Below are 25,302 nucleotides of genomic sequence, written 5' to 3'. Positions count from 1 at the left end.
TTTAATTTTAATATAAACTTGGATATCTTTCTGGTTTAGCTTCATGCATAATGGCATACACTTTTTCAAAAACATCTTCTACTGATGGTTTGGAGAAGTAGTCGCCATCAGTGCCATAAGCAGGACGATGTGGTTTTGATGCCAATGTTTGTGGTTGACTGTCAAGGTAGTGATAACCGTTTTGCTCGTCTATAATTTGTTGTAAAAGATAGGCACTTGCGCCACCAGGAACGTCTTCATCAACCACTAATAACCGATTGGTTTTGATAATACTTTTTACACAGTCGTGATGGATATCAAAAGGCAATAGAGACTGCGCGTCAATAATCTCACAATCAATGCCCATTTCTAGTAATTCTTTAGCGGCTTGTTCCACAATCCGGATGGTGGAACCATAGGAAACAATAGTAATATCTGTTCCTTGTTTTATAGTTTCTACCACACCAATTGGCGTTTTGAATTCACCTAAATTGGTGGGCATTTTTTCTTTTAATCGGTAACCGTTTAAACATTCCACTACCAATGCAGGTTCGTCACTTTCCAATAAGGTGTTGTAAAATCCAGCGGCTTTGGTCATGTTTCTTGGCACTAAAACATGAATGCCACGAATAGCGTTGATTATCATTCCCATAGGTGAACCCGAATGCCAAATGCCTTCTAGTCTGTGCCCACGAGTTCGAATGATCAAAGGCGCTTTTTGTCTGCCTTGTGTGCGGTATTGTAGTGTGGCTAAATCATCGCTCATGATTTGGATAGCATACAATAGATAATCCAGGTATTGAATTTCGGCAATAGGTCGTAAACCGCGCATCGCCATTCCAATTCCTTGTCCCAAAATAGTGGCTTCCCTAATTCCTGCATCAGCCACACGCATTTCGCCATATTTCTCTTGCATACCTTCTAAACCTTGATTAACATCGCCAATATTTCCAGCATCTTCCCCAAAAATGACTGCTTCTGGATAGTTACTAAAAATAGCATCAAAATTATCTCTTAAAATCAAACGTGCATCTACTTCTTCTGCTGAATTATCATAGGTTGGCGCTACTTCTTTATTTTTTAAAACCGTTGCATTTGATTGTGAAAATAAGTGCGAACTAAATTTGGGTTGGATTTTGTTAGCATAATTTGTTATCCATGATGCTAGTTGATTTTTACCGTTTTCATTAATTAGCAATCGCAATACTTTTCGAGCCGTCGATAAAATTTCTTTTCGAATAGGTTCTTTAATGGCAGCTAAGTCGTTGGTAAGATTGTCAATAAAAGCTTTATTGGCACTGGTTTCCGCAATTGTTTTTAACAATGAAATCAATTCGTGTTGCTCTTCTTTCATCGGCGTAACAAAAGCAGTCCATGCTAGTTTTTTTGCATCTAAAACTTCTTTTTTGGCATTTTCATCTAGGGTATCTAATTCTTCGCTTGTCGCTATATCATTATCAACTAACCAAGTTCGCATTTGAGCCAAACAATCAAATTCACGTTCCCAAGCCAATCGTTCTTCATTTTTATAGCGTTCATGAGAGCCCGAAGTAGAATGACCTTGTGGTTGTGTTAATTCTTGTACATGAATTAAAACGGGCACATGTTCTTCGCGGGCAATGGTTGACGCTTTTTCATAAGCTTCCACTAAAGCAGGATAATCCCAGCCTTTTACTCGTATAATTTCATAACCGTTACTCTCGTTATCTCTTTGAAAACCATTTAAAATTTCAGAGATGTTTTCTTTTGTAGTTTGGTATTTGGCATGAACTGAAATTCCATAGTCGTCATCCCAAACACTTATTACCATTGGAACTTGCAAAACGCCAGCGGCATTAATCGTTTCAAAAAACAATCCTTCAGAGGTAGAGGCGTTTCCAATAGTTCCCCATGCTACTTCATTTCCATTGTTAGAAAAATTAGTAAAATGGTCTAAACCTGTAACGTTTCTATATATTTTTGATGCTTGTGCTAAACCTAGCAAACGTGGCATTTGTCCAGCAGTTGGCGAGATATCGGCACTTGAATTTTTCTGTTCCAGCAAGTTGTTCCAATTTCCATTTTCGTCTAAAGAATGGGTGGCAAAGTGTCCGCCCATTTGTCTTCCGGCACTCATTGGGTCATGCGCTAAATCCGTATGACCATATAATCCGGCAAAAAATTGTTGAATAGACAATTGTCCGATAGCCATCATAAAGGTTTGGTCGCGATAGTAACCCGAACGAAAATCGCCATTCCGAAATGCTTTGGCTAAAGCCAGCTGTGGTACTTCTTTTCCATCGCCAAAAATTCCAAATTTTGCCTTTCCGGTAAGCACTTCTTTTCTTCCTAAAAGACTACATTCTCTGCTAATTCTTGCGATTTTATAATCGTTTAACACTTCGGATTTGAAATCTTCAAACGAAATTTCAGTTTTGATTTGCGATTCTGTCATAATTGAAAATGATATCTTAAAGTAACAAATTTAATTAAAAAGAAGTTAATATCGCTACTGTGGCGCCAAAATCTAATTTGATTATCCGTAATTATAGGGTTTAAATACAGGTGTTAACTGAAAATTATATAGGAATTAATCAAAAAAATAAAGAAATATGCAATAAATAACCAAGTTGGACATGTTTTAAAACCATTTTCTAGTGAAAAGGCTCATTAGCGTGTTGGGACTAAAAGTGATGATAAACCGTATTCTTTCTTCGTAATTAGGTCGTGCAATTTCCCAACCATTTGTGGAATATACAGGAAAAAATAATTCAAAATAATCGGTTAATATATTCAATCGAATGCCACTATCATAGACAAAATTTGGGTTTATACCTGAATTTTTAATAAAGCCGATGTCTCCATAAACTTCCACCCAGTTCCATATGCTGTAACTGGTATTGGTGGTAATCATCCATCTGTTGGCAAAACGGGTTTCTAATTTTGATTTAAAAAATCCATCGGAAACAATAGATTGTTGGCTAAAAAAACCACTGGTTTCAGAACGTCCATAATAACCACTTTCAAATAAATAATCAGATGGTCGATCGAGACCAAAGTCGAAGAAATCTGTACTGGTGTTGTTGAAAATAAAGGTTCCTGCAAAAAAGCGTAAATTGAATTGTTTATTATTATCAAATAGTTTTCGGTATTGAATTTCTGTGGCCAATTTTCCGAAGGTGGAAGCGTATTGTAAATCAGCCAGAAAGTTAAAATGTTTCGAAGTTTCGGTTTTTATGTTGAAATATTTTGCATTAAAAATAGAATAGTTTTGAGTATTGGCCGTGGTTGTAAATTCTGACTCTTCTCGTTCCACTAAAATTTGTTTTACAATAAAAACTTCTTTTCTATTGTCTCTAAAATCATCGGGACGGATATTAAAAACAATTCCTGGACTTAGTCTTGTATAATAAGCATTTGGCGCATACTGCAAATATTGACCGCTCAGTTGATAGCGAATGTTGTACAGATTAGAGTCGCGATTGAATTGGTTAAAATACATACTGCCTTTTCCAGAAAAAGACATTGTTTTGGTAGATAACGTGGGATTGATATCAAAAATAAAAGGTTTGTCTAATATGGTTTTGTTGTGAAAACGCATGCCTAATAAAAAGCCATCATATAAATTGTATTCTAAAGTAGGCACATATAATATTTGGTTGTAGTATGGATCTTCCAAGTCTTTCATAAAGTTAAATTTTATGGGACGATTGTTTACTTTAAATCCTTTTAGTGAGCGCCAGTTGTTTCTTAAATTAATTTCGGGTACTTCATTTTTATAATTGATAACAATTTTTTCGGCATCATTTCTTGCAATCGTGTGAATGCTATCTTTTTTAAAAACATCAATCCACTGCTTGAAAACGATATTTTTATCTTTTATTCCATAAATGGGAATAGGAACATTGGTGGTGGTTTTATTTTTAAGCGAAAAACTAATGCTGTCTTTGGTTCGGGTTACATTCTCAAATTTGAAATCAATAATATCGCGCGAGTCAATTATTTTATCGAAGAACCAAACGATATTTTTAGTGGTTTTTTGGGTCAAAATAGTTTCAAAATCGTTGCGTGTGGTTTGTTTTTTATGGTTGATAGCAATGAATTCTTGAATACTATTTTGAACAATATCTTGCTCTAAATAACTATCTAAATATCTTAAACTTAAACCTGCTCTATATTTTGACGCTATTTTTTCATTAAATTTTATGAGCGTATTTTTTGCATCACCAAGTGGTTGGTCTAAATTTTTACGCGCCATCAACATATAAAAGTAGCTGTATTGACCATTAAAATCAAGACTAACCATATTATAGCTGTTCAGTATTTTTACTTTTGCTATGTTGCCCATCATTTTTGCTTTGGGATGAAATTCTTCGATATATTTCATCATAATATAAACTTGAATGCCATCAAAAATCCAATTGTCTTTTCGCGGGTCAAGCTGCAAAGAAGTATGCAAGTAGTTGTTTAAATAGGTTTTCATGAATTTTATTTCATATAAAAACTCATCGGGAAACGGACTGACAAAAACAGGCAATTGGTTCAATCCATAAAAAGGATTTCTATCATAATCAGTTTGAGTGACCATGATTTTTTCATGAGGATATTTCCCCAAGTTTTCGGCAACATAGTTCACTATTTTATCAATGACTATGGCTCTTTCAACGTCATTAAGCCTGTTATCTTTTAAATTAGAAACGACTTCTACCTCTTTATTTCTATATACAGAAAATTCTTTTGCTTCATCAATCAATAGGTTAAATCCCAAACGGTTTTTTCCGCTGAGAAAATAATGATTTTGATTATTTTCTTGGGTTTTACTTTTTTCATTTAAATCAGAAAACAAATTAAATTGGCTGGCAATTTTAATATCAATATCATAATCAGAAACGGCATTGGCAGCGTCATCTAAATTCAAATTATCATATTTAACGAAGCTTTTATTTTCGTAGCGCGCCGGAACTAAAAAACAATTTTTCAAGTTCATTTTGCCTTTTTCATCATAACCATATTTGGTAAATCGATCGTTAGGAATTTTAACAAAATAGGTTAAGGTAAATGACTTTTTTTGATTGGGAAGAATTTTTTCTCGAAGTCTAATTTGTATGACATCGGGAAAGTTTTCATCTCTTTCATAGGTTAAAAACGTTTTATTTTCGTCAATCACAGTAAGGTTGCTTGTTCGTCCTCTGTCTTTTTCTTTTGCCAAATGAAAACCGCGTTCAAACTCGTCTGAAAACCGCTTGGCCATGGGTGTATTTTTTGAGGTATAGCCGTTTATCCAATCGTTTAAAACAATATTAGTTAACGTGTCATTGGTTTGATTAAAGAAGGTAAGTTCTTGAAAAACAGTCAATACTTTTTTTTCGCTATCTACTTCAACAGTCAATTTTGAATGATGTTGTGCAGTGATTATAGCACTAAAAAGCAGTAAAATGTATCTTATTTTTTTCAAGGATTGTGTTTGGGTTTAAAAAAAGTATTGAAAACTATTTTTGTAAATTCATTAGCGCCTTTTTCGTTCATATGACCGCAAGTAGCGAAGTATTTATCATCGGTTACGGTATTTTCTAGGTTATGAATTTCGGGATAAATGGTTCGGATATGGTTAAAATAATTTCGATTAATGGTGCTCATACACATAGGTGTTGTTACCGCAATTAGCTTGATATTATTTTTTTTACAAAGTGCTTTAATTTTTTCATACCCTTTATTTTTTTTCGGATAGTATTTTGATAAATCTGCGGCAACCATTGGTCTTTCGTCTTTCGTCAAAGGATGAAATCCATCATTATCTAAAACATTTGTTTTTTTATGAATGGCCGAATAAAACATTTCTCTGAATCCTATTCTTGCATCGTAATTCATATATCGATAAAACGGAATATAAAGCAGTTTATTATAATCTGGTATTGATTTGTAATGGTTTCTAATGGTTTCTGATTGATGCAAATAGGGCATAAACAAGGAGCGAATTGCTTCGGAATGATCATTAGAATTAATGTTTAAATCAACTTGAAGTAGGAGCGTTTTGATTTTGTAATTGCGTTCTATCATCAATTCTAGCTGCAAGGCAGACTCTTCTAGACGCGAACGAGTAATGCCAAAATTGAACGTTTTATAACCGTTGTCATTGAAAATTCTCGGAACAAAATGATTGTTAACTCTAGAAGACCCAAGAAAAACAACGTCGTATTTTTTGTCTTTGGAATTGTATAAATAGTCAATTTTACTTCTTGAATTGGATTGTAAATAAACAGTAGTATACAAAACATCTAGCAATACCATTGTGAGAATGAGTATCGCTATTGCTTTTAGTATAAATTGTATAAACTGCTTCATTAAAATTGAAAATAAATAAATTCTTTGTAATCCGAAAAAACACCCAGTGCCAGAATTGCAGCCAAACACAAACTCAATTTTACCCAACTGTATTTTCCAGAAATAGGTTCGTTTCTTGTTCTATTGTTCCATTCTACTAAAACGAAAACTAGGAGTAAAGTTAGAAGTTCGTGGTTGTATCGTTGAATGCTAAAATACTGTTCCGAGAAAATGCCGTTTTCAAATAGTCGTCTGATATATTGAAAAGCATCCTGAATGGTTTTTGCTCTAAAAAATATCCAAGCAAAACAGGTGATGATAAACGTAAGTAAGATATTGAAAATAATTTGTAGCGAAGAAAAATTAAATCCTAAATTAAAATCTTCTACATTTTTTCGATTTCTTTTTAGCAACAACAGCGGAATAAAATACAAAGCATTAATGAGTCCCCAGGCAATAAATGTCCAATTGGCACCATGCCAAAAACCACTAACCAGAAAAATGAGAAATGTATTTCTAACTTTAAACCATTTGGAACCTTTGCTTCCACCAAGCGGAATATATAAATAATCCCGAAACCAAGTGGTTAAAGAAATGTGCCATTTACGCCAAAACTCGGCTATATCTCTGGAGAAATAAGGATAGTTGAAGTTTTTTAGTAAATCAATTCCAAAGAGTTTTGAAGTTCCCAATGCAATATCTGAATAACCAGAAAAGTCGCCATAAATTTGAAAGGCAAAGTAAACGGCGCCAAGAATCAACGATAAAGAATTCATGGAATTGTAATTATCAAAAATAGCGTTGGCATAATTCGCACAACTGTCGGCAATGACAACTTTCTTTACCAAACCCCAAATGATTTGATAGATTCCTTCTTTGGCTTTTTCAAAATTAAATTTTCGTTTCTCTTTTAATTGAGGTAAAAGATGGGTCGCTCTTTCAATTGGACCAGCGACGAGTAATGGAAAATAACTTACAAACAACGAATAATCGACAAAGTTTTTCTCTGTTTCAATTCGTTTGTAATAAATGTCAATAATATAGGATAATCCGTGGAAAGTGTAAAACGAAATTCCGACGGGAAGAATTACTTTCAATAACAACGGACTTGAATTTAGACCAACGGACTGTAATAATTCAGAAAAAGAGGTAGCAAAGAAATTATAATATTTAAAAATCCCGAGAAAACCTAAATTCATTGAAACGCACAGCCAGAGCCAAAATTTTCTAGCAGAAAGTGTTTTGCTGTTTTCTATTTGAATAGCCAAAAAATAACATAAAAAAGTAGAAAAAATGAGCAGAAATAAAAATTTAAAATCCCAGCACGAGTAGAAATAATAGCTGGCAAAAATCAATATATAATTTTGATGTTTTTTAGATTTACTTGCAATTGTCCAATACAGTATGAATACTATAGGAAGGAAAATAGCAAAGTGTAAGGAATTAAAAAACATAGATGTTACACTAAAAATTAAATTCCAGACTCCAAAAAGCAATTATTTTGGAATTTGGAATTTCAAATATGGGAATTAATTTAGAAGTTTGGACTTAAATTATACTTTTTATAGAATCGATCTAACTCTTCAACAACTTCATCTTCCGTATCAACAATTTTTATCAAATTCATGTCTTCAGGAGATGCGTTTTTCTCTTTGTCAATCATAGTGTTTTTAATCCAATCAAGTAATCCAGACCAATATTCAGAACCAACTAATATGATTGGAAATCTTCCAATTTTTTTAGTTTGTATCAAAGTCATCGCTTCAAACAGTTCATCCAAAGTTCCAAAACCGCCAGGCATCACGATAAATCCTTGCGAATATTTAACAAACATCACTTTACGCACAAAGAAATAATCAAAATTCAGATTTTTATCTTTATCGATGTAAGGATTAAAATGTTGTTCAAATGGTAATTCGATATTCAATCCTACCGAAGTTCCACCACCATTATGAGCACCTTTATTTCCTGCTTCCATAATTCCTGGTCCACCACCAGTAATTACTCCATAACCCGCTTTACTAATTTTGTAAGCAATTTTTTCTGCTAATAAATAGTATTTATTATCTGGTTTTGTGCGAGCCGAACCAAAAATAGAAACACACGGACCAATTCTCGCCATGCTTTCATAACCATTTACAAACTCGGACATAATTTTAAAAATTGCCCAAGAGTCATTAGTTCGTATCTCGTTCCAAGTTTTTTGTTTTAATTTTTCTTGAATTTTATCGTCTTCGTTTTGGTCAAATGTCATAATTTTTATCTTTTATTTTTTTTGGAGCTATTTCCAGCTTTCGCCTTTATCTCGCTCCGTAAACTACGCGAGGATACCGGCTCTATCTGGGCTAAAATGGCTTGCTAATTTAATTCTTTTTTCAAAAATTGAGCGGTATAGCTTTTTTTATTCTTTATGATTTCTTCTGGCGTACCTTTTGCCACCACTTCGCCACCACCTTTTCCACCTTCTAGACCAATATCAATAATATAATCAGCGAGTTTGATAACGTCCATATTGTGCTCAATTATTAAAATCGTATTGCCTTTATCCACCAATTTATTAATTACATCCATCAAAACACGAATATCTTCAAAATGCAAACCCGTTGTAGGTTCGTCCATGATATAAAACGTGTTTCCAGTATCTTTTTTAGACAATTCAGTTGCTAATTTTATTCGCTGTGCTTCACCACCAGAAAGCGTGGTACTTTGTTGACCTAAAGTGATGTAACCCAAACCAACATCTTGAATCGTTTTTACTTTTCGATAGATTTTTGGTATGTTTTCAAAAAACGGTACCGCTTCATCTACAGTCATGTTCAACACATCCGAAATGGATTTTCCTTTGTATCGAATCTCTAATGTTTCACGATTAAAACGCTTTCCTTGACACGTTTCACATTCGACATACACATCAGGTAAAAAGCTCATTTCAATAGTTCGCACACCCGAACCTTCGCACGTTTCACATCTTCCACCGGAAACATTGAAGCTGAATCTTCCCGCTTTATAACCACGAATCATTGCCTCAGGCATCATTGTATACAAACTTCTGATTTCTGAAAAAACATCTGTATAAGTCGCCGGATTTGAACGCGGCGTTCTTCCTATTGGACTTTGGTCAATATCAATCACTTTATCAATATGCTCCAAACCTTCAATTTTTTTATAAGGTTGCGGTTTTTTTACGCCATTAAAATAATACGCATTCAAAATAGGATAGAGCGTTTCATTTATTAAAGTCGATTTTCCACTTCCCGAAACTCCAGTTACACAAATCAGTTTTCCTAAAGGCAATTCGATGGAAACATTTTTCAAATTATTTCCTGTTGCGCCAGTTAGTTTTAAAAACTTTCCATTGCCTTCTCGACGTTTTTTGGGCACTTCAATTTTCATTTCGCCATTAAGATACATGGCTGTCATGGTATGTTCTTTATGCAATTCTGCTGGTGTTCCTTTACTAATGATTTCACCGCCAAACTTTCCAGCTTTTGGTCCAATGTCAATCACATAATCAGCACGTTCAATCATGTCTTTGTCGTGTTCAACTACTAAAACTGAGTTGCCAATATCGCGTAATTGTTCAAGCGAATGAATGAGTTTTTCGTTATCTCTTTGGTGCAAGCCAATACTTGGTTCATCCAAAATGTATAACACACCAACCAATTGTGAACCAATTTGCGTTGCCAATCGAATGCGTTGTGCTTCGCCACCAGAAAGCGATTTTGAACTTCTGTTGATGGATAAATAATTCAAGCCCACATTTACTAGAAATCGTAGCCGGTCTTTTATTTCTTTTATAATTTCTGAAGCAATGATTTGTTGTTTCTCAGACAGGTTTTTGTCCAATTCCTCAAACCAAACCGATAAATCTGAAATATCCATTATAGATAATTCAAAAATATTTTTTTCATAAATACGGAAATACATTGCTTCTTTTTTTAAACGAGAACCATGACACTCCGGACATTCAATTTCGTCCATAAATTCCTTTGCCCATCGCTTTATAGAAGTAGAGTTGCTTTCGTCATACTGGTTTTTGATAAAATGAGAAATACCTTCAAACTCAATTTTATATTCTTTGGTAATACCCAAAGTTTTCGACTCGACAGCAAATTTTTCTTTTCCACCATGTAAAATTACTTGCATGGCTTCTGCAGAAATTGTCTCAATGGCATCTGTTAATTTGAAACCAAATTTTTCGCCAATGATTTCCAATTGTTTGAAAATCCATGAACTTTTATATTCGCCCAACGGAGCAAAACCGCCGTTTTTTATGGATAGTTTTGAATTTGGAATTATCTTTTTCAGATTAATTTCGTTTATAGTTCCCAATCCTTTACAATGTTCGCATGCGCCTTTTGGGGAATTGAAAGAAAATAAATTTGGCTCCGGATTTTGATAGGATATTCCAGATGTTGGACACATTAAATTTCGACTGAAATAGCGCACTTCATTCGTGTCTTGATCTAAAATCATCAAAACATTTTCACCATGATACATAGCAGTTTTGATACTTTCGGCTAAGCGTTTTTCATTATCTTCAGTAGCATCAATCACCATTCTGTCAATAACGATTTCTATATCATGAGTTTTGTATCGGTCAAGTTTCATTCCCGGAAGCAAATCTTGCACTTCACCATTTACACGAACTTTCAGAAATCCTTGCTTGGTTATTTGTTGGAATAGTTCAGCATAATGTCCTTTTCTGGCTCGAATAATTGGAGCCAAAATATTGATGCGTTTTCCACTGAAATTTTGAATAATCAATTCTCTGATTTGGTCATCAGAATACGAAACCATTTTTTCTCCTGATACATAACTGTATGCTTCACCAGCTCTTGCATATAACAAGCGCAGAAAATCGTAAATTTCTGTAATGGTGCCAACGGTAGAGCGAGGACTTTTACTAGTGGTTTTTTGTTCGATAGCAATAACGGGAGATAATCCATCAATTTTATCCACATCAGGACGTTCTAATCCACCAAGAAATTGACGAGCGTATGCTGAAAAGGTTTCAATATAACGACGTTGTCCTTCGGCATATATAGTATCAAAAGCCAAAGACGATTTCCCCGAACCTGAAAGACCTGTTATTACTACCAGTTTTTCTCTCGGAATGGTAATGTCTATATTCTTCAGATTGTGCACTCTTGCACCAAGAACTTCAATTGTATTTTCTGTATCTAGCATAGCCTTTTTTGCGAACCGCAAAGGTAATGTTTTAGATACAATTTTTGAGTAGACACTTCAAAAGTTATTGTTAAAAGAAAGCGTTGAAGTAGCATCAACGCTTTCTTTGTCTAGAGTTTATATAGTCTTCGATGGCTTTTTTTGTTGTAAACCAATTTCTTCCTTCTTTATGTGCATCAATTTTGCCTTGTCTTGCTAAAAGCGAAATATATTCTTGACCATATGGAGAATTTGGTTCGCTAACAATGTTTGAAATTTCTCTAAAATCATAATCATTATCAGGAAGCGAACTTAAATAAATATTCAAAGTTCTTTCCAATGCTTGACACATCAAAAGCATTAACTTTTGATAATTGCCATTATTTGCTTGGTTGAGTGCTTCATAATATTTCTTTCTATCTGTACTTAAAATAATTGTAGGCGGAAACCCTTTTCGCATTAATAATAAATTCATAACTAAACGAACAGTTCTTCCATTGCCATCAAAAAATGGATGTATCCAAACAAATTTATGATGAAAAATAGTAGCCAATTCTATATCATTCAAATCCAAGGGATTTTTGTTACAAAAATCTACTAATTGGTCAAATAAGTCAGCAACTTTTGAAGCATTTGGCGGTATAAAATTGGCTCCAGTAATCCTCACACCACCGTTTCTCAATCGTCCTGCAAAGTCATCTTCAATTAAATTTAAAACCAATTGATGCAATGATAAAATATCAACACTTCGCAAAATGTAATCATCATTAACCAACTTTAGAAGGTAATTAATGGCTTTTTCGTGATTTTTGGCTTCAAAATGTTCTCTTAATGATTTTCCTTTGATGGTAACTCCTTCTTGAAGGACCATTTGAGTTTCCCGAAGCGTTAATGTATTTCCTTCAATACTATTAGAATTATAAGTCCACTCCAGTGCTAGCGACTCTTTAATTTTGTGTAAAGCGATGTTTGGTAATGGTCTGCTTTTTTTTAAAACAGCCATTTTGTCGTACAATCTTTCAAAGGTAGATTGTAGTTCATCTCTATAGTTTGTATTGATTTCCCACATAACACCACAAAGATACACTTAATATCGGATAATTAAAATTAAATTACTATCCGATAATAAATTTATTCGATTGTCATATCTTTAAGACGTTGTCGGTAGCTTTCTAAAACATCAATTTTTGATAAAAAACCAAAAAATTTACCTTTATATATCACTGGTAAAATGCTTGTTTTTGAGGTTTCAAATAATTTTATAATTTTTTCCGGCTGGTCTTCAAAAAGTACTAACTCTTTTGGTTGACTAATAATTTCTTTGATAGTCATAAATTTGACACGATAATGATTGAAAATTATAGCTTTTACTTCTTCAAAATCAACGATTCCCTGTAATGATTTATTTTCATCTACAATTGGAATTACTTTTTGATCTGTTGTAGAAAAAATTTCGACCACATTTTCAACAGAACTTCCAAGGCTAAGAGTTTTATAGTTTTGTTGCACTAAGTTATAAAAATCTATGCTTTGCAAAATGTTTTTATCCTTGTCACTAGTAAAAACATCGCCTTTGTCGGCCAATGCTTTGACATCCATAGAATGTTTTTCAAACTTCTTTGAGACAGCAAAACTTATGGACGATACAATCATTAACGGCACCATCAAATCATATCCGCCTGTTATTTCTCCAATGAGGAAAATTGCAGTTAATGGCGCATGAAACAATCCACTTAAAATTCCTGCCATTCCTACGATAGTGAAATTAGCAATTGGCAAATGATGAGTAAAGTTTAATAGATTAACCGATTTGGCAACAAAAAAACCAAGGTAGGAACCCACAAAAAGTGACGGCGCAAAGTTACCACCATTACCGCCACTTCCAAGCGTAAGACCTGTTGCGAAAGATTTTAAGAGCATGGTTAAACCTACAAATAGTAGTAAAATCCATTCGTTACTTTTAAAATGTTCTAGTAACGTATTGTCTAGTAAAACACCTGGATTAGAAGTGGTTAGTGTTTTTATACTTTCATATCCTTCACCAAAAAGTGTCGGAAAAAAGAAAATCATGATGGCTAAGATAACAGAACCAAACAATGCTCTTCGATATCCTTTGTTTTTAAAAGTCCCAAAAAACTTTTCTACTTTTTGAAAATTTCGGGCATGATAAATCGAAGTCAAGCCAGCTAATATTCCCAACAAAACATAATAGGGTGTGTTGTGATAATCAAAATGCAGTGTTTGATTAAAATTTAAAATGGTATCACTACTCAAGGAAATTTTTGAAATTAAAGCACCCGTCGCCGCCGACAATATAATCGGAATAAATGCCGAAATAGCAATGTCTGTAAGTACTACTTCAATCGCAAAAAGAACGCCAGCAATTGGCGCATTAAACGCTGCACCGATTCCCGCAGCTACACCACAAGCCAAAAGTAATATTCTATCCTTTTGAGAAAGATGATATTTTTGAGCAAAATTGGAACCAAAAGCAGCACCTGTAATAACAATGGGACTTTCTAATCCTGCCGATCCGCCAAGTCCAACAGTTAATGAACTCGTTACGATTTGAGCATACATTTGCTTTTTAGGTAGTTTGCCCCCTTTTTTTGCAACAGCATACAACACCTTTGAACTTCCTTTATCTAATTGATTATTTAAAAAGTTTCGAATTACAAAAACGGTTAGTAAAATTCCAAGAATAGGCAATACGCTATTGATGTAGGGTAATTTTAGAAAACTATTAATATCATTAGCCCACAGAAATATATTGTGAGCAAAACTTTTAAGTATAATTACAGCAAAAGCACATGTAATAGCTACGAAAATACTTGCTATATAAATAAAATTGCGTTCACTGAGTTTATCTTTTAAAAGAAAAATCAAATTCTCAATTCTTCTAAATATAGTTCTAAGAATAATTTTTATATAAGATGCTTTATTTGTCGGCATAAAATCTGCGCTATTTGAAATGCTAAAATACAATTTGAAAATGCAAATTCAATCACAATTTCAAGGGGTAGATTAAAGCTGGGTTAGTTTCTCTTGGCAATGCAATTTTAATTCAGCAAAAAACAAAGTAAACTCATGCTCAAATTCAAAGTAAAACTGCTTTAACTCTACTATGGACTCGTGCATGGCAACTCGATTTTTAGTTCGATGATCCATTTGGAATAGTATCATTTCCAATCCTTCAGTCGAAGCATAACTCACCAGCCAATTTCTTCCTATCATATAAGGTAACATTCCTTGAACTTTTTCGGTCAGTAATTGGTAATTGTCCAGGAGTAATTTATAGAAATTTTGTGCATAAACTTCTAGCTCAATATCTGAGTAGATTTTCCAATTTTTAGCCAAGAAATGGTCATAAAAAATATCCATAATCACGCCTGAATAATGACCATACTTTTCATGTAAACGGTGTTTACTTTTTCTATAAATAGGATGCATATCAGTAAAACTATCAATAGAACGATGAAGCAATATTCCTTTTCTAATTTCGGTTTGATAGTTATTATAATCGTGTCCATGAATACTATCTGCCATAAAATTGCCGATTTTTAGTAAATCGTTGTTGCCTGATAAATAAATATGTGCTAGGAAATTCATGTTGAAAATAATTGGATTTGGTCTTTCATCGATTATATGATAGTAAATATAGAAAAAAATATCGTATTTCTATTTTTCGTAAAAGCAACTATTATATTTGTGAAAAATAAAAAACAAACCTAAAAAAGATACAAATGACATTAATCAAATCAATTTCAGGAATTCGTGGCACAATAGGTGGAAAAGTAGGAGACAATTTAACACCTGTAGATGCTGTTAAGTTTGCTTCGGCTTATGGGACTTTTTTGAAAATTAGAAATGCAGGATTGAAAACTGAAAAACTCAAAGTAGTCATTGGTCGCGATGCACGAATTTCTGGACCGATGATACATAATTTAGTAGTGAACACTTTAGTTGGTTTAGGAATTGATGTGATTGATTTAGGTTTATCTACAACACCAACAGTGGAAGTTGCCGTTCCTATGGAACAAGCCGATGGAGGAATAATTTTAACAGCTTCACATAATCCAAAACAGTGGAATGCTTTGAAACTTTTAAATGCAAAAGGAGAGTTTTTAAGCGGGAAAGAAGGAGAATTAATACTTCAAATTGCCGAAAACGAAGCGTTTGATTTTTCAGATGTAGATAGTTTAGGCGAAATAACTATGAATGATGCTTATATGGATATTCATATTGATGAGGTTTTAGAATTACCTTTGGTTGACGCAGAAGCAGTTGCCAAGAGAAAATTCAAAGTAGTAGTTGATGGTGTGAATTCTTCTGGTGGAATTATTATTCCGAAGTTATTGGAACAAATGGGAGTGGAATGTGTGAAATTATATTGCGAACCTAACGGACATTTTCCTCACAATCCAGAACCATTGAAAGAGCATTTGGGTGACATTTGTAAATTAGTTATTGAAGAAAAAGCCGATTTCGGAATTGTAGTTGACCCCGATGTTGATAGATTAGCCTTCATTTCTAATGATGGAGAAATGTTTGGCGAAGAATATACTTTGGTTGCCGTTGCCGACTATGTATTGAGCAAAACACCAGGAAATACCGTATCTAATATGAGTTCGTCTCGCGCATTAAGAGATATTACCGAAAAACATAAAGGAAGTTATCAAGCTAGTGCGGTTGGAGAAGTAAATGTGGTGGAATTGATGAAAAAAACCAATGCCATTATTGGTGGCGAAGGAAACGGCGGAATTATTTATCCAGAATTACATTATGGTAGAGATAGTTTGGTAGGCGTTGCTTTATTTTTAACTCATTTAGCAAATTTAGATATGACTGTTGCAGAGTTAAGAGCAAGTTATCCCCAGTATTACATGAGTAAAAATAAAATCGAATTAACACCGCAAATTGATGTGGATGGAATTTTAGCCACCTTAACTGAAACCTACAAATCTGAGAATATCACAACGATTGATGGAGTGAAAATTGATTTCCCAACAGAATGGGTTCATTTAAGAAAATCGAATACTGAACCAATTATTAGAATTTATACCGAAGCACCAACACAAGATACAGCCGATGCTCTAGCCATTCGATTTGTAAACGAGTTGAAAGCGATTGCGGGTATTTAACAAATTATATTTATAAAAAAAACACCCAAAAAGTAATTTACTTTTTGGGTGTTTTTGATTTTAATTTGGGGACTTTTTAGTGTAGATTTTTGGAAGATTTGGGGTTCTTACAATAAATTTGGAGACTTTGTAGATTTTTATTTAAAAAGATTTGGGGTCTTTTAAACTAATTTTTGTCTCAAAAAAATTAATCATCTAAATCGCAAGCGTCTTCAATTTTATCTTTCAATAGGTCTGCCAAAGATTGATTTCCGTCAGTATCATTGGGGTTAATTTCAATAATTCCATCACCATCATTATCAGTAGCATTTGATAAATCAACCTGGCTAAGCACTTGATTTAAATCGAAATTAAAAACTAAATCAAACGAATTGTTATTAATAACTAAATTTTGATTAGCGTCTTCATAATCGATTTCAAATTCTTCTTCAATGTCATGCCAGAATATAAATGGTGTTCCGTTAATTGTTCCTCTGATTTCTATCGATTTATTGTTCATAGATGAGGCACTATTATTGCTTTTATCCAAAGAAAACTCAACTTCTTCATAAGTTCCATTCGGAATAGTAACAGTTGTGATGGTTTCACTTTGATTTAATAAATCTAATTCAAATGGTCCGTTTAGTTCAAATTCGTCATCTCCATCAAAAAATCCATTGTCATCGCTATCATCATTGTCGTTATCATTGATTTCTGCGAATTCAAATTCAATTTCTTTGATGTTGATTTTAAAAGAACTTAAAACTACATTATTGTTCATTAAAGCATTAATATTGCTTCTATTCGCAGATGGAGAATACGTTGCGCTTGCTTTTAATCGCAATTGATTATTGGTTGATGCATTTTCGTCGTTTGAACATGACCACATTACTACCAACAGTAAAAGTAATCCGAAAAGTGTTTTTAAATTTTTCATAAGATTTTAATTTTTAAATTATTTTAATAATGAACAAAATTAACCATAGGAACCAAAAAACAATATATTATTTAGAATCTGATAATTTTAATCGAGAATTCGATTTTTTCTTCCAAAAAAAACTCAAAATTATTCATTATTAGTAATTGCTTTTAATTAGTGAAAAGTGTCTTCTTTACAAAAAAAGCGATGATTATATTCGTTTTTATGGCAAATTATAGGAGCAAAAGTTCTTGTATATTTAATAGTTAAGAAGAAAGATAGATGGCTGTAAAGTAAATGATTATCTTTTTTTTGGTGTAAATTTTTTATGCTACAATAAAAATAATAAAGTATTCTTTGTAAAATTTTTTTTTTGAACTCGCGTGTTATTTTAATTACTTCTACGATTCATCGAAAATCACTATCCAATAAATTTTAATGGTCGCTTTTCATAATTATGGTAAAGTTGCTTCTTTACTTATTTTTGCTTCAGGCCTCTATTTTTTTTTAGGTAATACATAACTAGTCCTAAATAATCTGTATCGATTATTTAAGACCAGTCAAAATAATTAAGAAACATATTCTAAAATATCACCTGGCTGACAATCTAATGCTTTGCAAATAGCTTCCAATGTGCTAAATCGAATCGCTTTGGCTTTTCCTGTTTTTAAAATAGAAAGATTGGATAAGGTCAAATCAACTCTTTCAGAAAGTTCGTTTAGCGAAATTTTTCGTTTCGCCATCATAACGTCTAAGTTTACTACTATGGCCATAACTTATATTGTTAATTCGTTTTCAGATTGAATTTCAATTCCTCTTTTAAAAATTTGTGCAATTACTAAAAGTATAATGCCCATAAATAGCCAAACATCAGCACCGCTAAATCCCATACTATTGTTATCGGGCATGGATATTCCTTTTTCTAAAAACCAATGGTTGTGTTTTGAACCAAAATAGGAAAAAAGAGCTATTCCAAATGCTATATATGAAATGTTAACAACAAAATGTTTTAAGTCATTATTAAACGGTTGTAAAAGGTTCAGTTTTTTGTCATGAAGTAATTTCACAATTAAATAAAATAAAATTGCTTTAAGTATTGCAACTACAGTCATAAGTAAAGTAGTTACCATAAAATACCCTTTATCAAACTCAAGTAAATTTGATAAATCCATTTGTTGCCAAAAACTTTTCGCTGCAGTAGCGTTGATTATTAGTGTAAAAAAAGCATTAAATAAAATTCCTCCTGCTTCAATGCAAAGACCAATAAAAATAATCCAAGACAATAAATGTAGTATTTTTAAAAAATGTTTTGTAGTGATTTTTAGTTCCATAATTAGTTTTTTAGTTTTTAAATTATAGAGCAAAAATAATAAATATTTATTGATAAACAATAAAAATGTATTTATTTTAAATAAACATTGCTATGACTATTAGTTCATCCTGATTATTTTCAAAGTCTTTATGATTACTGAATTTATGTCTTCTGATAAATTAGCTTTAAAAGAAAGAAAGACATAAAGTAAAGTAATTAAAATAGATTTCAGAATTATATTTATTATTGGATGAAATGGAAATTCCCAATAATAAAACCCAAAGAAACAAAGCAATCCTATTAGCAAAGCATAAATATTATTAACAGTAAACGGATAGAGTTTCATTTTTAACACCACAAAAAGCAGTTTGGCAATGCTATATAATGTAATTGAAATTAATGTTGCAATGGCTGCGCCATTTATGCCATATTTTGGAATAAAAATCATATTGAGTGTGATAGCAAAAAACGCCAGTAATAATCCTAAAAATAATATGGCACGATAGTATTTAGAATTGAAAATAATAGCATTGTTGTTTCCTAAAATCAAATCGAAATATTTAGAAATCCCAATCAAGAAAACAACCAGAATTCCACCGCTATAATTTTTTGGCAGTAAATGATACACTTGGTTGATGTTTACTAAAATACCAACAAGTACCAGTCCACCAACAATTTGTAATGTAATGGATGACTTTTTATACAAATCGTTCAATTCGTCGTATTTGTTTTCAATCATCAATTTGGCGGTAATCGGGTAGGTGATTTGATGCATCGATCGACTTGGAACGGCAATTACTGTTGCAATAAAAATAGCGACCGAGTAGTAAGACAAATTTTTAATTTCGATGTATTGGTTCAGCATCGTTTTGTCGATATCCAAAAGCATGTTGGCAACACTTCCTGATAAAATGATAAAACTGGAATATACTAAAATGGCTTTGGCGTTGTTTGGTATTTTAAATCTAAATGAAATCGGCTTTACTTTGTTGGCATAAAAAAGCATTAATAGCATGCTTATCAAATAGGCAAACATCGTAGCAGTGATGAATTGTTCAACGGTTATAATTTGAAAATATACACTTAATAAAAAAATAGAAATCAATATTCGTAACCCAATTTCTTTGAGAAAATTTCCATAAACCGATTGCATATGTACTTTTACCCAAGCATAAAAAATCTCAAAATAGCCCATACACAAAGCGATGATTGGGATTTGCCAAACATAGTCGTAAACAATAGCATTTTTTCGGGATAAAAAAGAAGCAATGCTATCATAACCTAGTATGCTGATTGCAAAAATCGGTAGGATTATCAATAACGGCAGTAAAAGTACAAAGCCGAGAAATTGTTTTTTTTCTTTTTCGGTTTTGTATTCGGAGAAAAATTTAATCAACGTATTATGAATACCAAAAGCCATCAAAGGAAACAATACATTGGCAGATGATAATATATAAGTGGTAATTCCGTAAAAATCTTCTCCTAAAAAATGCGGATACATGTACAACGAGTTTACCGCACCAATCGCAAAACCGATATAGGTAATGACCGTGTTTTTGATGGATTGGTTGATAACGATGCCCATTTAAATATTAGATATTAAATATTAGATTTGTAACAAACTTCCGAATTAAATAATTTCATAATTCTTTTTCCGAGTTCTGTATTGTCACAATGAAAAGATATTGATGTTGTTAATTCAATTTCGTGCAAATTATTTGATATAGTTTCAATTGTTAAGATGGTATTATATTCATTCACACCTGAAATAGAAAAGCGTTTGTAGTATTTTTCGAAACCAGTTATTGTTTTTTCTCGACTTAATTTAAAAGCAGGCCAATCTGATTTGTTATGCTTTTCCTTTTTATTTTCCTTTATATCGAATTTATTAAAGTTTACTTTTATTGTTTCTCCAATTTTTTCATAAGAAGTATTTAACTCTAATTTTTCACAAACTTCTTGTTCATAACTATAACCTCCAATAGTATCTTTAAAAATAGGAGCAATAATTATTTCTGAGTATTTTTCAGAAATATAGACAGTAACATTTTTAATTGTTTTTAGTTTAGGTTCAGGAACTTTAAAAAATAAACTTTTAATTTTCATAGTTAAGAAATAATTTTCGTCAATTGTTCCGTTAAACTTTTTCTTGAATGTTGCTGTAAACCAACAGCATTCACTTTTAAATTTTGTTCTCTGTATAAATTGTAATACTTCAAAAGTAACGCTTTTAATTGTTCCAATTCGTCATATAAAAAGAAAACTCCGGTATTGGTGGAAGTGATAATTTCGGCAAAATCTGAACCTTCTGGACCAAGTGCAATAATTGGTCTTTCGGAAACCATATATTCGAATAATTTTCCGGGAATAATACTTTTAGTATCGTTTGAATTGATTTCGATTAACAATAAAACTTGCGATTTTCGTTGGTGTTCCACTGCTTCTTGATGGGAAACATAACCCAAATTCAAAACGTAATCATTCAATTTAAACTCCGAAATAGTATCCAAAACTTCCTGACTGACAGCGCCAATTAGTTTCAATTGGAAATCTTCTTTAAAATCCGGATTTTCTTTGGTTAATTCTTGTATTGCTTTCCACAAAATCCTAGGATTTCGTTCTGAAAGAAACGAACCGATATGTGCCAAAGTGAATTTTTCGTCCAAGGGTTGTTTGGTAACTTTTTCCACATCATAACCGTTGGTAATTACTTCTATGGGTTGAGAGGTTATCGCTTGAAATTCCGTTTTGGTGGTTTTACTCGTTACTATTATAGTATCAGCAGTTGTTAGCACTTCTTTTTCTAATGCTTTGTGCTTTTTCTCGGCAGAAGACGACAATTTCAACGCTTTGTGATAGCCAATCGTTGTCCACGGATCACGAAAGTCGGCAAACCATTTTACGTTCAACTCTTTTTTTAATTGCAAACCAATCAAATGCAAACTATGTGGTGGACCAGAAGTGACAATGGTATCGATTTGGTTTTCTTCAATGTATTTTTTCAAATACTTTACCGAAGGTTTTATCCAAAGAAAACGCGCATCGGGAATGAAAATATTACCTCGAACCCAAAGCAATGTTTTTTCTACAAACGATTGTTTTTTTTGATTGGGAATAATCCCCGAACTGATTTTTTTGGTTTTATTTTTTCCTAAAAAAGAAGCAAAGCCATACGGTTCAACAATTTTCTTTTTTAGAATAATTGCTTTCTCTGAAACTTCGCTTTGTAAACCATTATCGATAATCGGGTAGGTTGGATTTTCGGGAATATAAACGATTGGTTGAATATTAAAATCAGGTAAATATTTGACAAACTTTAACCATCGCTGAACGCCTGGTCCACCAGCTGGTGGCCAATAATAGGTAATGATTAAAAGTTTTTTGGGTTTCAATTAGGGATTAGAATTTTTATTGATTTTCTCTAATTCTTCAATATCTAAAATATCTTTAGGACGATTTGCAGCTTTTTTTGCTTTAATCAGATTTTCATAATCTAGGAAATAAACAGGAATACCGCTAATTTCAGCTATATAAGCTTTTTCTAGAAGTTCATTAAAAGTGCTGTTTTCTAATCCTTTTACAGAGGTCATCAAATCTAATCGTAAATCGAAATTTAATGAAATATCAGTCCAACCAGGAATAAATTGCATCGTTTTAATATTTTCAAAATCGCCTATTCCAGCTTTTTTTAAAGCAACTCTTAAATTTTCTCTGTTTTCATCTGAATCTTCAATAAAAATATCAATATCTCCAGTATTTCGTCCATAACCATACATGTTTACAGCAAATCCACCAATAGTTAAATATTTGACATTATTCAATGAAAAGTATTTCCAAATTTCAACTATTTGACTATTCATTTAATTATTTTGATATTTTTTTTGAAGTTTTTAAAAGATAAGAAATTTCAATAATAGCCATCAGTTTTTCAAAACGTTGTTGAGGTGTCATCTTTCTAATCTCAGCAATATGGCGAGCTTCCATTTTCGATGGATTAGCATGATTTAATTTTGTTGTCATCTTCGTCTTCATATTGTTAAAATAACAATCAAATCTACAAAATTATCTTTTAAATTACTCTTTCTTCTTTTTTCTCTCAAAATAAACGCCACCAACAATCAATAATAACATTCCAATGGAACTAAACAAAGCAATTGTACTTCCTGTTTTTACGACTTCTGGTTCAAATTTGAATTCGATGGTGTGTTTTCCTTTTGGGATTTCCAGTCCACGAAGTGTGTAATTCACTCTATAAATTGGTGCTTCTTTACCATCGATTGTTGCTTTCCAACCATTTTTATAATAGATTTCAGAGAAAACCGCAAAACCGTCAGCATTTCTAGTACTAACATATTTAATTTTATTAGGAAGATATGAAACAAGATTGATTGAAGAGTTTTCATAAAAACCAAGTTTGTGTCCATATTTTAAATTATTAACATCAATTGCATTCATTACAGCAATATTTTTTGTATCCAATTTATCCAATGCTTTCATTTCTTCATCAGCAGATTTAACAGATTTAATTGAAGAAACAAACCAAGCATTTCCATTCGCATCAGGATTTATAGTGGCAAATTCTTGTCCTTTTTCGTCGGTTTGAATAATGTATTTGATGTTCAACATATCCAAAACATTTTTATTGTTTTTGGCAATTTGATAATCAAATAGTTGTTGTATTCTTTTTGGTTTTGCGGCATGATAACCACCAAGCGATTTATGGAAATAAGAAGCTCTAGCGCTACTCATGTTTCCAGCCACTTCAAAAACGCGGTAATGCGTTGTGTCTTGAAGAATTTGCAAATCGGTTTCGGTAGCTTGAAATGGTTCGTTCATTTCCCGAGCACTAACGAAGTCTTTAACATTTACATAATTTTTGGCCACAAAAAATAAATCAGCTACCATAAATATACCAATCAAAATAATGGTATTTCCTTGTGCTAATTTTCCTTTTAAGTAAAACCAAAGCAATCCAAAAGCTACCAACATAAAGAAACCAGAACGCAATAAATCAGCTTTGTATAAACTTTCGCGGTCGAGTTTTAAAGCATCTACAAATGCCGTTCCCATTTCGCGTCCATAAGCTTCGATATAATAGTTGTCGTTAGCGGATGTAAATTCGAACATTCCTTTGCATAAGAATAGTAAAACCACTAACCCTATAGAAGTTCCAGCCGCATAAAGCAACGATTTTTTGCGATTTTCTTCATTTTTGATGAATGATTGTAATCCCATAATGGCCAAAACTGGAACGCATAATTCTAAAATGACTTGTATGGAAGAAACCGCTCTAAATTTGTCATACATTGGAACATAATCAATGAAAAAGTCTGTTAAAGCTGGGAAATTTTTACCCCAAGAAAGAAGCAATGAGAAAACTGCACCAGCAACGAAAGCATATTTTATTTTTCGTTTGTCATGATATAATGCTAAAACCGCTAAGAAGAAAACAATTGCTCCAATATAAGCTGGCGCGGCAACAATAGGTTGATTTCCCCAATAGGTTGGAACGTTTTCGGCAAATTCTGCAGCTTCGCTTGGCGATGCACCTTGATTGGAAATAAATTCATATAAATGACTGTCTGTTCCCACATTTTCGGCATTGGAACCACCAAATAATCGTGGCGCAATCAGATTGAAACTTTCGGCAATTCCGTAGCTATATTCTGTGATGTATTCTCGTGAAAGTGCATTATCGGTCGTAACTTTTGAACCATCAGGATTGAAAGTTAGCTCGTTTTTACTTCTCGTACTAAAATCTGCATATTCTTTGGTTGCCAATAAGTTAGTAGCATTGGCACCAATAGCCAAAACGACTGCAACGGCAAATGTTCCAATGATTTTAGGCAATGCTTTTAAGTCTTTTTCTTTGAATAATTTGTATAAAAAATATACCGAAAACACCAGTAAAAACAACAACAAATAATAGGTCATTTGAAAGTGATTGGCATTGATTTCCAACGCTACGGCAAGCATCGTTAGAATTCCACCGTGAATGTAATGCTTCTTAAAAACAACTATAAATCCAGCAACAACCAATGGCATGTAAGCGATAGCATGCGCTTTGGCATTATGTCCAACGCCGAGAATTATTATCAAATAGGTTGAAAAACCAAAGGCTAAAGCTCCAAAAAAAGCTTTCAAAGGATCAACACGGAAGACTAGTAGTAAGGCGTAAAACCCTAAGAAATAAAGAAACAAATAATCAGCTGGTCTCGGAAGAAAACGCAAAGCATCATCAAGCATTCCAATAAAATCATTCGGATATTTGGCGCCAAGCTGATAGGTTGGCATTCCACCAAATCCAGAATTTGTCCAATAGGGTTCAGCGTCATATTCGGCTCTAAAATCGTTTTGTTCTTTTGCCATTCCGGTATATTGAACAATATCTGATTGATAGATTTTTTTTCCTTGTAGAACTGGATAAAAATAGACTAGTGCAATTATTACAAAGCCAAAAATGGCTGCTAAATGAGGATAAAACTTTTCGAGTTTTTTCATAT

Annotated in this window: 19 protein-coding genes; 1 reads left to right on the top strand and 18 read right to left on the bottom strand. The window is 32.7% G+C overall.

Going from position 1 to position 25,302, the window contains the following annotated elements; translation table 11 throughout:
• Positions 1–7: 7 nt before the first annotated feature.
• From WFZ85_RS11365 to WFZ85_RS11325, 9 genes are all read right to left on the bottom strand, one after another.
• On the bottom strand, positions 8–2,413 hold the full coding sequence (locus tag WFZ85_RS11365; protein WP_342696412.1) for an alpha-ketoacid dehydrogenase subunit alpha/beta: 2,406 nt from the start codon (positions 2,411–2,413) through the stop codon (positions 8–10).
• A 186-nt stretch (positions 2,414–2,599) separates the two neighbouring features.
• Positions 2,600–5,413, bottom strand: a complete 2,814-nt coding sequence (locus tag WFZ85_RS11360; RefSeq protein WP_342696411.1) for a gluzincin family metallopeptidase — start codon at positions 5,411–5,413, stop codon at positions 2,600–2,602.
• On the bottom strand, positions 5,410–6,300 hold the full coding sequence (locus WFZ85_RS11355) for a hypothetical protein (RefSeq protein ID WP_342696410.1): 891 nt from the start codon (positions 6,298–6,300) through the stop codon (positions 5,410–5,412). The genes WFZ85_RS11360 and WFZ85_RS11355 overlap by 4 nt, the downstream gene beginning before the upstream one ends.
• Positions 6,300–7,733 carry an MBOAT family O-acyltransferase gene (locus tag WFZ85_RS11350; RefSeq protein ID WP_342696409.1) on the bottom strand — a complete coding sequence of 478 codons (1,434 nt, stop codon included), beginning with the start codon at positions 7,731–7,733 and terminating at the stop codon, positions 6,300–6,302. Before WFZ85_RS11350 ends, WFZ85_RS11355 begins: the two co-directional genes overlap by 1 nt.
• 80 nt (positions 7,734–7,813) lie before the next feature.
• Positions 7,814–8,533: an LOG family protein gene (locus WFZ85_RS11345; RefSeq protein ID WP_342696408.1), complete on the bottom strand. Its 720-nt coding sequence runs from the start codon at positions 8,531–8,533 to the stop codon at positions 7,814–7,816.
• Between the two features lie 104 nt (positions 8,534–8,637).
• Positions 8,638–11,469, bottom strand: coding sequence for an excinuclease ABC subunit UvrA (uvrA, locus tag WFZ85_RS11340; protein ID WP_342696407.1), 2,832 nt, complete (start codon positions 11,467–11,469; stop codon positions 8,638–8,640).
• 94 nt (positions 11,470–11,563) lie between these two features.
• A complete protein-coding gene (locus WFZ85_RS11335) occupies positions 11,564–12,517 on the bottom strand; it encodes a Fic family protein (RefSeq protein WP_342696406.1) in 954 nt (317 codons plus the stop codon).
• Between the two features lie 62 nt (positions 12,518–12,579).
• The gene (locus tag WFZ85_RS11330; protein ID WP_342696405.1) at positions 12,580–14,400 is read right to left on the bottom strand and encodes a chloride channel protein; all 1,821 of its coding nucleotides are present in this window, start codon (positions 14,398–14,400) and stop codon (positions 12,580–12,582) included.
• 72 nt (positions 14,401–14,472) lie between these two features.
• Positions 14,473–15,057, bottom strand: coding sequence for an acyl carrier protein phosphodiesterase (locus tag WFZ85_RS11325; RefSeq protein WP_342696404.1), 585 nt, complete (start codon positions 15,055–15,057; stop codon positions 14,473–14,475).
• A 134-nt stretch (positions 15,058–15,191) separates the two neighbouring features.
• Here WFZ85_RS11325 and glmM point away from each other — a divergent pair, with 134 nt between their 5' ends.
• Complete coding sequence (gene glmM, locus WFZ85_RS11320; protein ID WP_342696403.1) at positions 15,192–16,589, top strand: phosphoglucosamine mutase; 1,398 nt, start codon at positions 15,192–15,194, stop codon at positions 16,587–16,589.
• Between the two features lie 187 nt (positions 16,590–16,776).
• On the opposite strand, the gene WFZ85_RS11315 is transcribed toward glmM, so the two are convergent.
• The 9 genes from WFZ85_RS11315 to WFZ85_RS11275 form a co-directional block, all read right to left on the bottom strand.
• Positions 16,777–17,505, bottom strand: coding sequence for a hypothetical protein (locus tag WFZ85_RS11315; protein WP_342696402.1), 729 nt, complete (start codon positions 17,503–17,505; stop codon positions 16,777–16,779).
• Positions 17,506–18,056: 551 nt separating this feature from the next.
• Positions 18,057–18,260 (bottom strand): helix-turn-helix domain-containing protein, encoded by a 204-nt coding sequence (locus tag WFZ85_RS11310; protein ID WP_342696401.1) that lies wholly within the window; start codon positions 18,258–18,260, stop codon positions 18,057–18,059.
• 3 nt (positions 18,261–18,263) lie between these two features.
• Positions 18,264–18,818: a DUF2975 domain-containing protein gene (locus WFZ85_RS11305; RefSeq protein ID WP_342696400.1), complete on the bottom strand. Its 555-nt coding sequence runs from the start codon at positions 18,816–18,818 to the stop codon at positions 18,264–18,266.
• Between the two features lie 99 nt (positions 18,819–18,917).
• Positions 18,918–20,384, bottom strand: coding sequence for a lipopolysaccharide biosynthesis protein (locus WFZ85_RS11300; protein WP_342696399.1), 1,467 nt, complete (start codon positions 20,382–20,384; stop codon positions 18,918–18,920).
• A 14-nt stretch (positions 20,385–20,398) separates the two neighbouring features.
• Positions 20,399–20,905: a hypothetical protein gene (locus WFZ85_RS11295; RefSeq protein WP_342696398.1), complete on the bottom strand. Its 507-nt coding sequence runs from the start codon at positions 20,903–20,905 to the stop codon at positions 20,399–20,401.
• Positions 20,906–20,907: 2 nt separating this feature from the next.
• A complete protein-coding gene (locus WFZ85_RS11290; RefSeq protein ID WP_342696397.1) occupies positions 20,908–22,191 on the bottom strand; it encodes a glycosyltransferase family 4 protein in 1,284 nt (427 codons plus the stop codon).
• Positions 22,192–22,659 (bottom strand): nucleotidyltransferase, encoded by a 468-nt coding sequence (locus tag WFZ85_RS11285; RefSeq protein WP_342696396.1) that lies wholly within the window; start codon positions 22,657–22,659, stop codon positions 22,192–22,194.
• Positions 22,660–22,663: 4 nt separating this feature from the next.
• Positions 22,664–22,831, bottom strand: coding sequence for a hypothetical protein (locus WFZ85_RS11280; protein WP_342696395.1), 168 nt, complete (start codon positions 22,829–22,831; stop codon positions 22,664–22,666).
• Between the two features lie 42 nt (positions 22,832–22,873).
• Positions 22,874–25,300, bottom strand: a complete 2,427-nt coding sequence (locus WFZ85_RS11275) for a YfhO family protein (RefSeq protein ID WP_342696394.1) — start codon at positions 25,298–25,300, stop codon at positions 22,874–22,876.
• Positions 25,301–25,302 lie beyond the last annotated feature (2 nt).

This window comes from Flavobacterium aureirubrum (assembly GCF_038739835.1).
Lineage (GTDB): Bacteria > Bacteroidota > Bacteroidia > Flavobacteriales > Flavobacteriaceae > Flavobacterium > Flavobacterium aureirubrum.
This window is presented reverse-complemented; position numbering and strand designations above follow the sequence as displayed.

Coding starts and splice junctions, on each gene's coding strand:
- WFZ85_RS11365 (WP_342696412.1), bottom strand. CDS start 2,413: ATGACAGAATCGCAAATCAAAACTGAAATTTCGTTTGAAGATTTCAAA.
- WFZ85_RS11355 (WP_342696410.1), bottom strand. CDS start 6,300: ATGAAGCAGTTTATACAATTTATACTAAAAGCAATAGCGATACTCATT.
- WFZ85_RS11350 (WP_342696409.1), bottom strand. CDS start 7,733: ATGTTTTTTAATTCCTTACACTTTGCTATTTTCCTTCCTATAGTATTC.
- WFZ85_RS11345 (WP_342696408.1), bottom strand. CDS start 8,533: ATGACATTTGACCAAAACGAAGACGATAAAATTCAAGAAAAATTAAAA.
- uvrA (WP_342696407.1), bottom strand. CDS start 11,469: ATGCTAGATACAGAAAATACAATTGAAGTTCTTGGTGCAAGAGTGCAC.
- WFZ85_RS11335 (WP_342696406.1), bottom strand. CDS start 12,517: ATGTGGGAAATCAATACAAACTATAGAGATGAACTACAATCTACCTTT.
- WFZ85_RS11330 (WP_342696405.1), bottom strand. CDS start 14,400: ATGCCGACAAATAAAGCATCTTATATAAAAATTATTCTTAGAACTATA.
- WFZ85_RS11325 (WP_342696404.1), bottom strand. CDS start 15,057: ATGAATTTCCTAGCACATATTTATTTATCAGGCAACAACGATTTACTA.
- glmM (WP_342696403.1), top strand. CDS start 15,192: ATGACATTAATCAAATCAATTTCAGGAATTCGTGGCACAATAGGTGGA.
- WFZ85_RS11315 (WP_342696402.1), bottom strand. CDS start 17,505: ATGAAAAATTTAAAAACACTTTTCGGATTACTTTTACTGTTGGTAGTA.
- WFZ85_RS11310 (WP_342696401.1), bottom strand. CDS start 18,260: ATGGCCATAGTAGTAAACTTAGACGTTATGATGGCGAAACGAAAAATT.
- WFZ85_RS11305 (WP_342696400.1), bottom strand. CDS start 18,818: ATGGAACTAAAAATCACTACAAAACATTTTTTAAAAATACTACATTTA.
- WFZ85_RS11300 (WP_342696399.1), bottom strand. CDS start 20,384: ATGGGCATCGTTATCAACCAATCCATCAAAAACACGGTCATTACCTAT.
- WFZ85_RS11295 (WP_342696398.1), bottom strand. CDS start 20,905: ATGAAAATTAAAAGTTTATTTTTTAAAGTTCCTGAACCTAAACTAAAA.
- WFZ85_RS11285 (WP_342696396.1), bottom strand. CDS start 22,659: ATGAATAGTCAAATAGTTGAAATTTGGAAATACTTTTCATTGAATAAT.
- WFZ85_RS11280 (WP_342696395.1), bottom strand. CDS start 22,831: ATGAAGACGAAGATGACAACAAAATTAAATCATGCTAATCCATCGAAA.
- WFZ85_RS11275 (WP_342696394.1), bottom strand. CDS start 25,300: ATGAAAAAACTCGAAAAGTTTTATCCTCATTTAGCAGCCATTTTTGGC.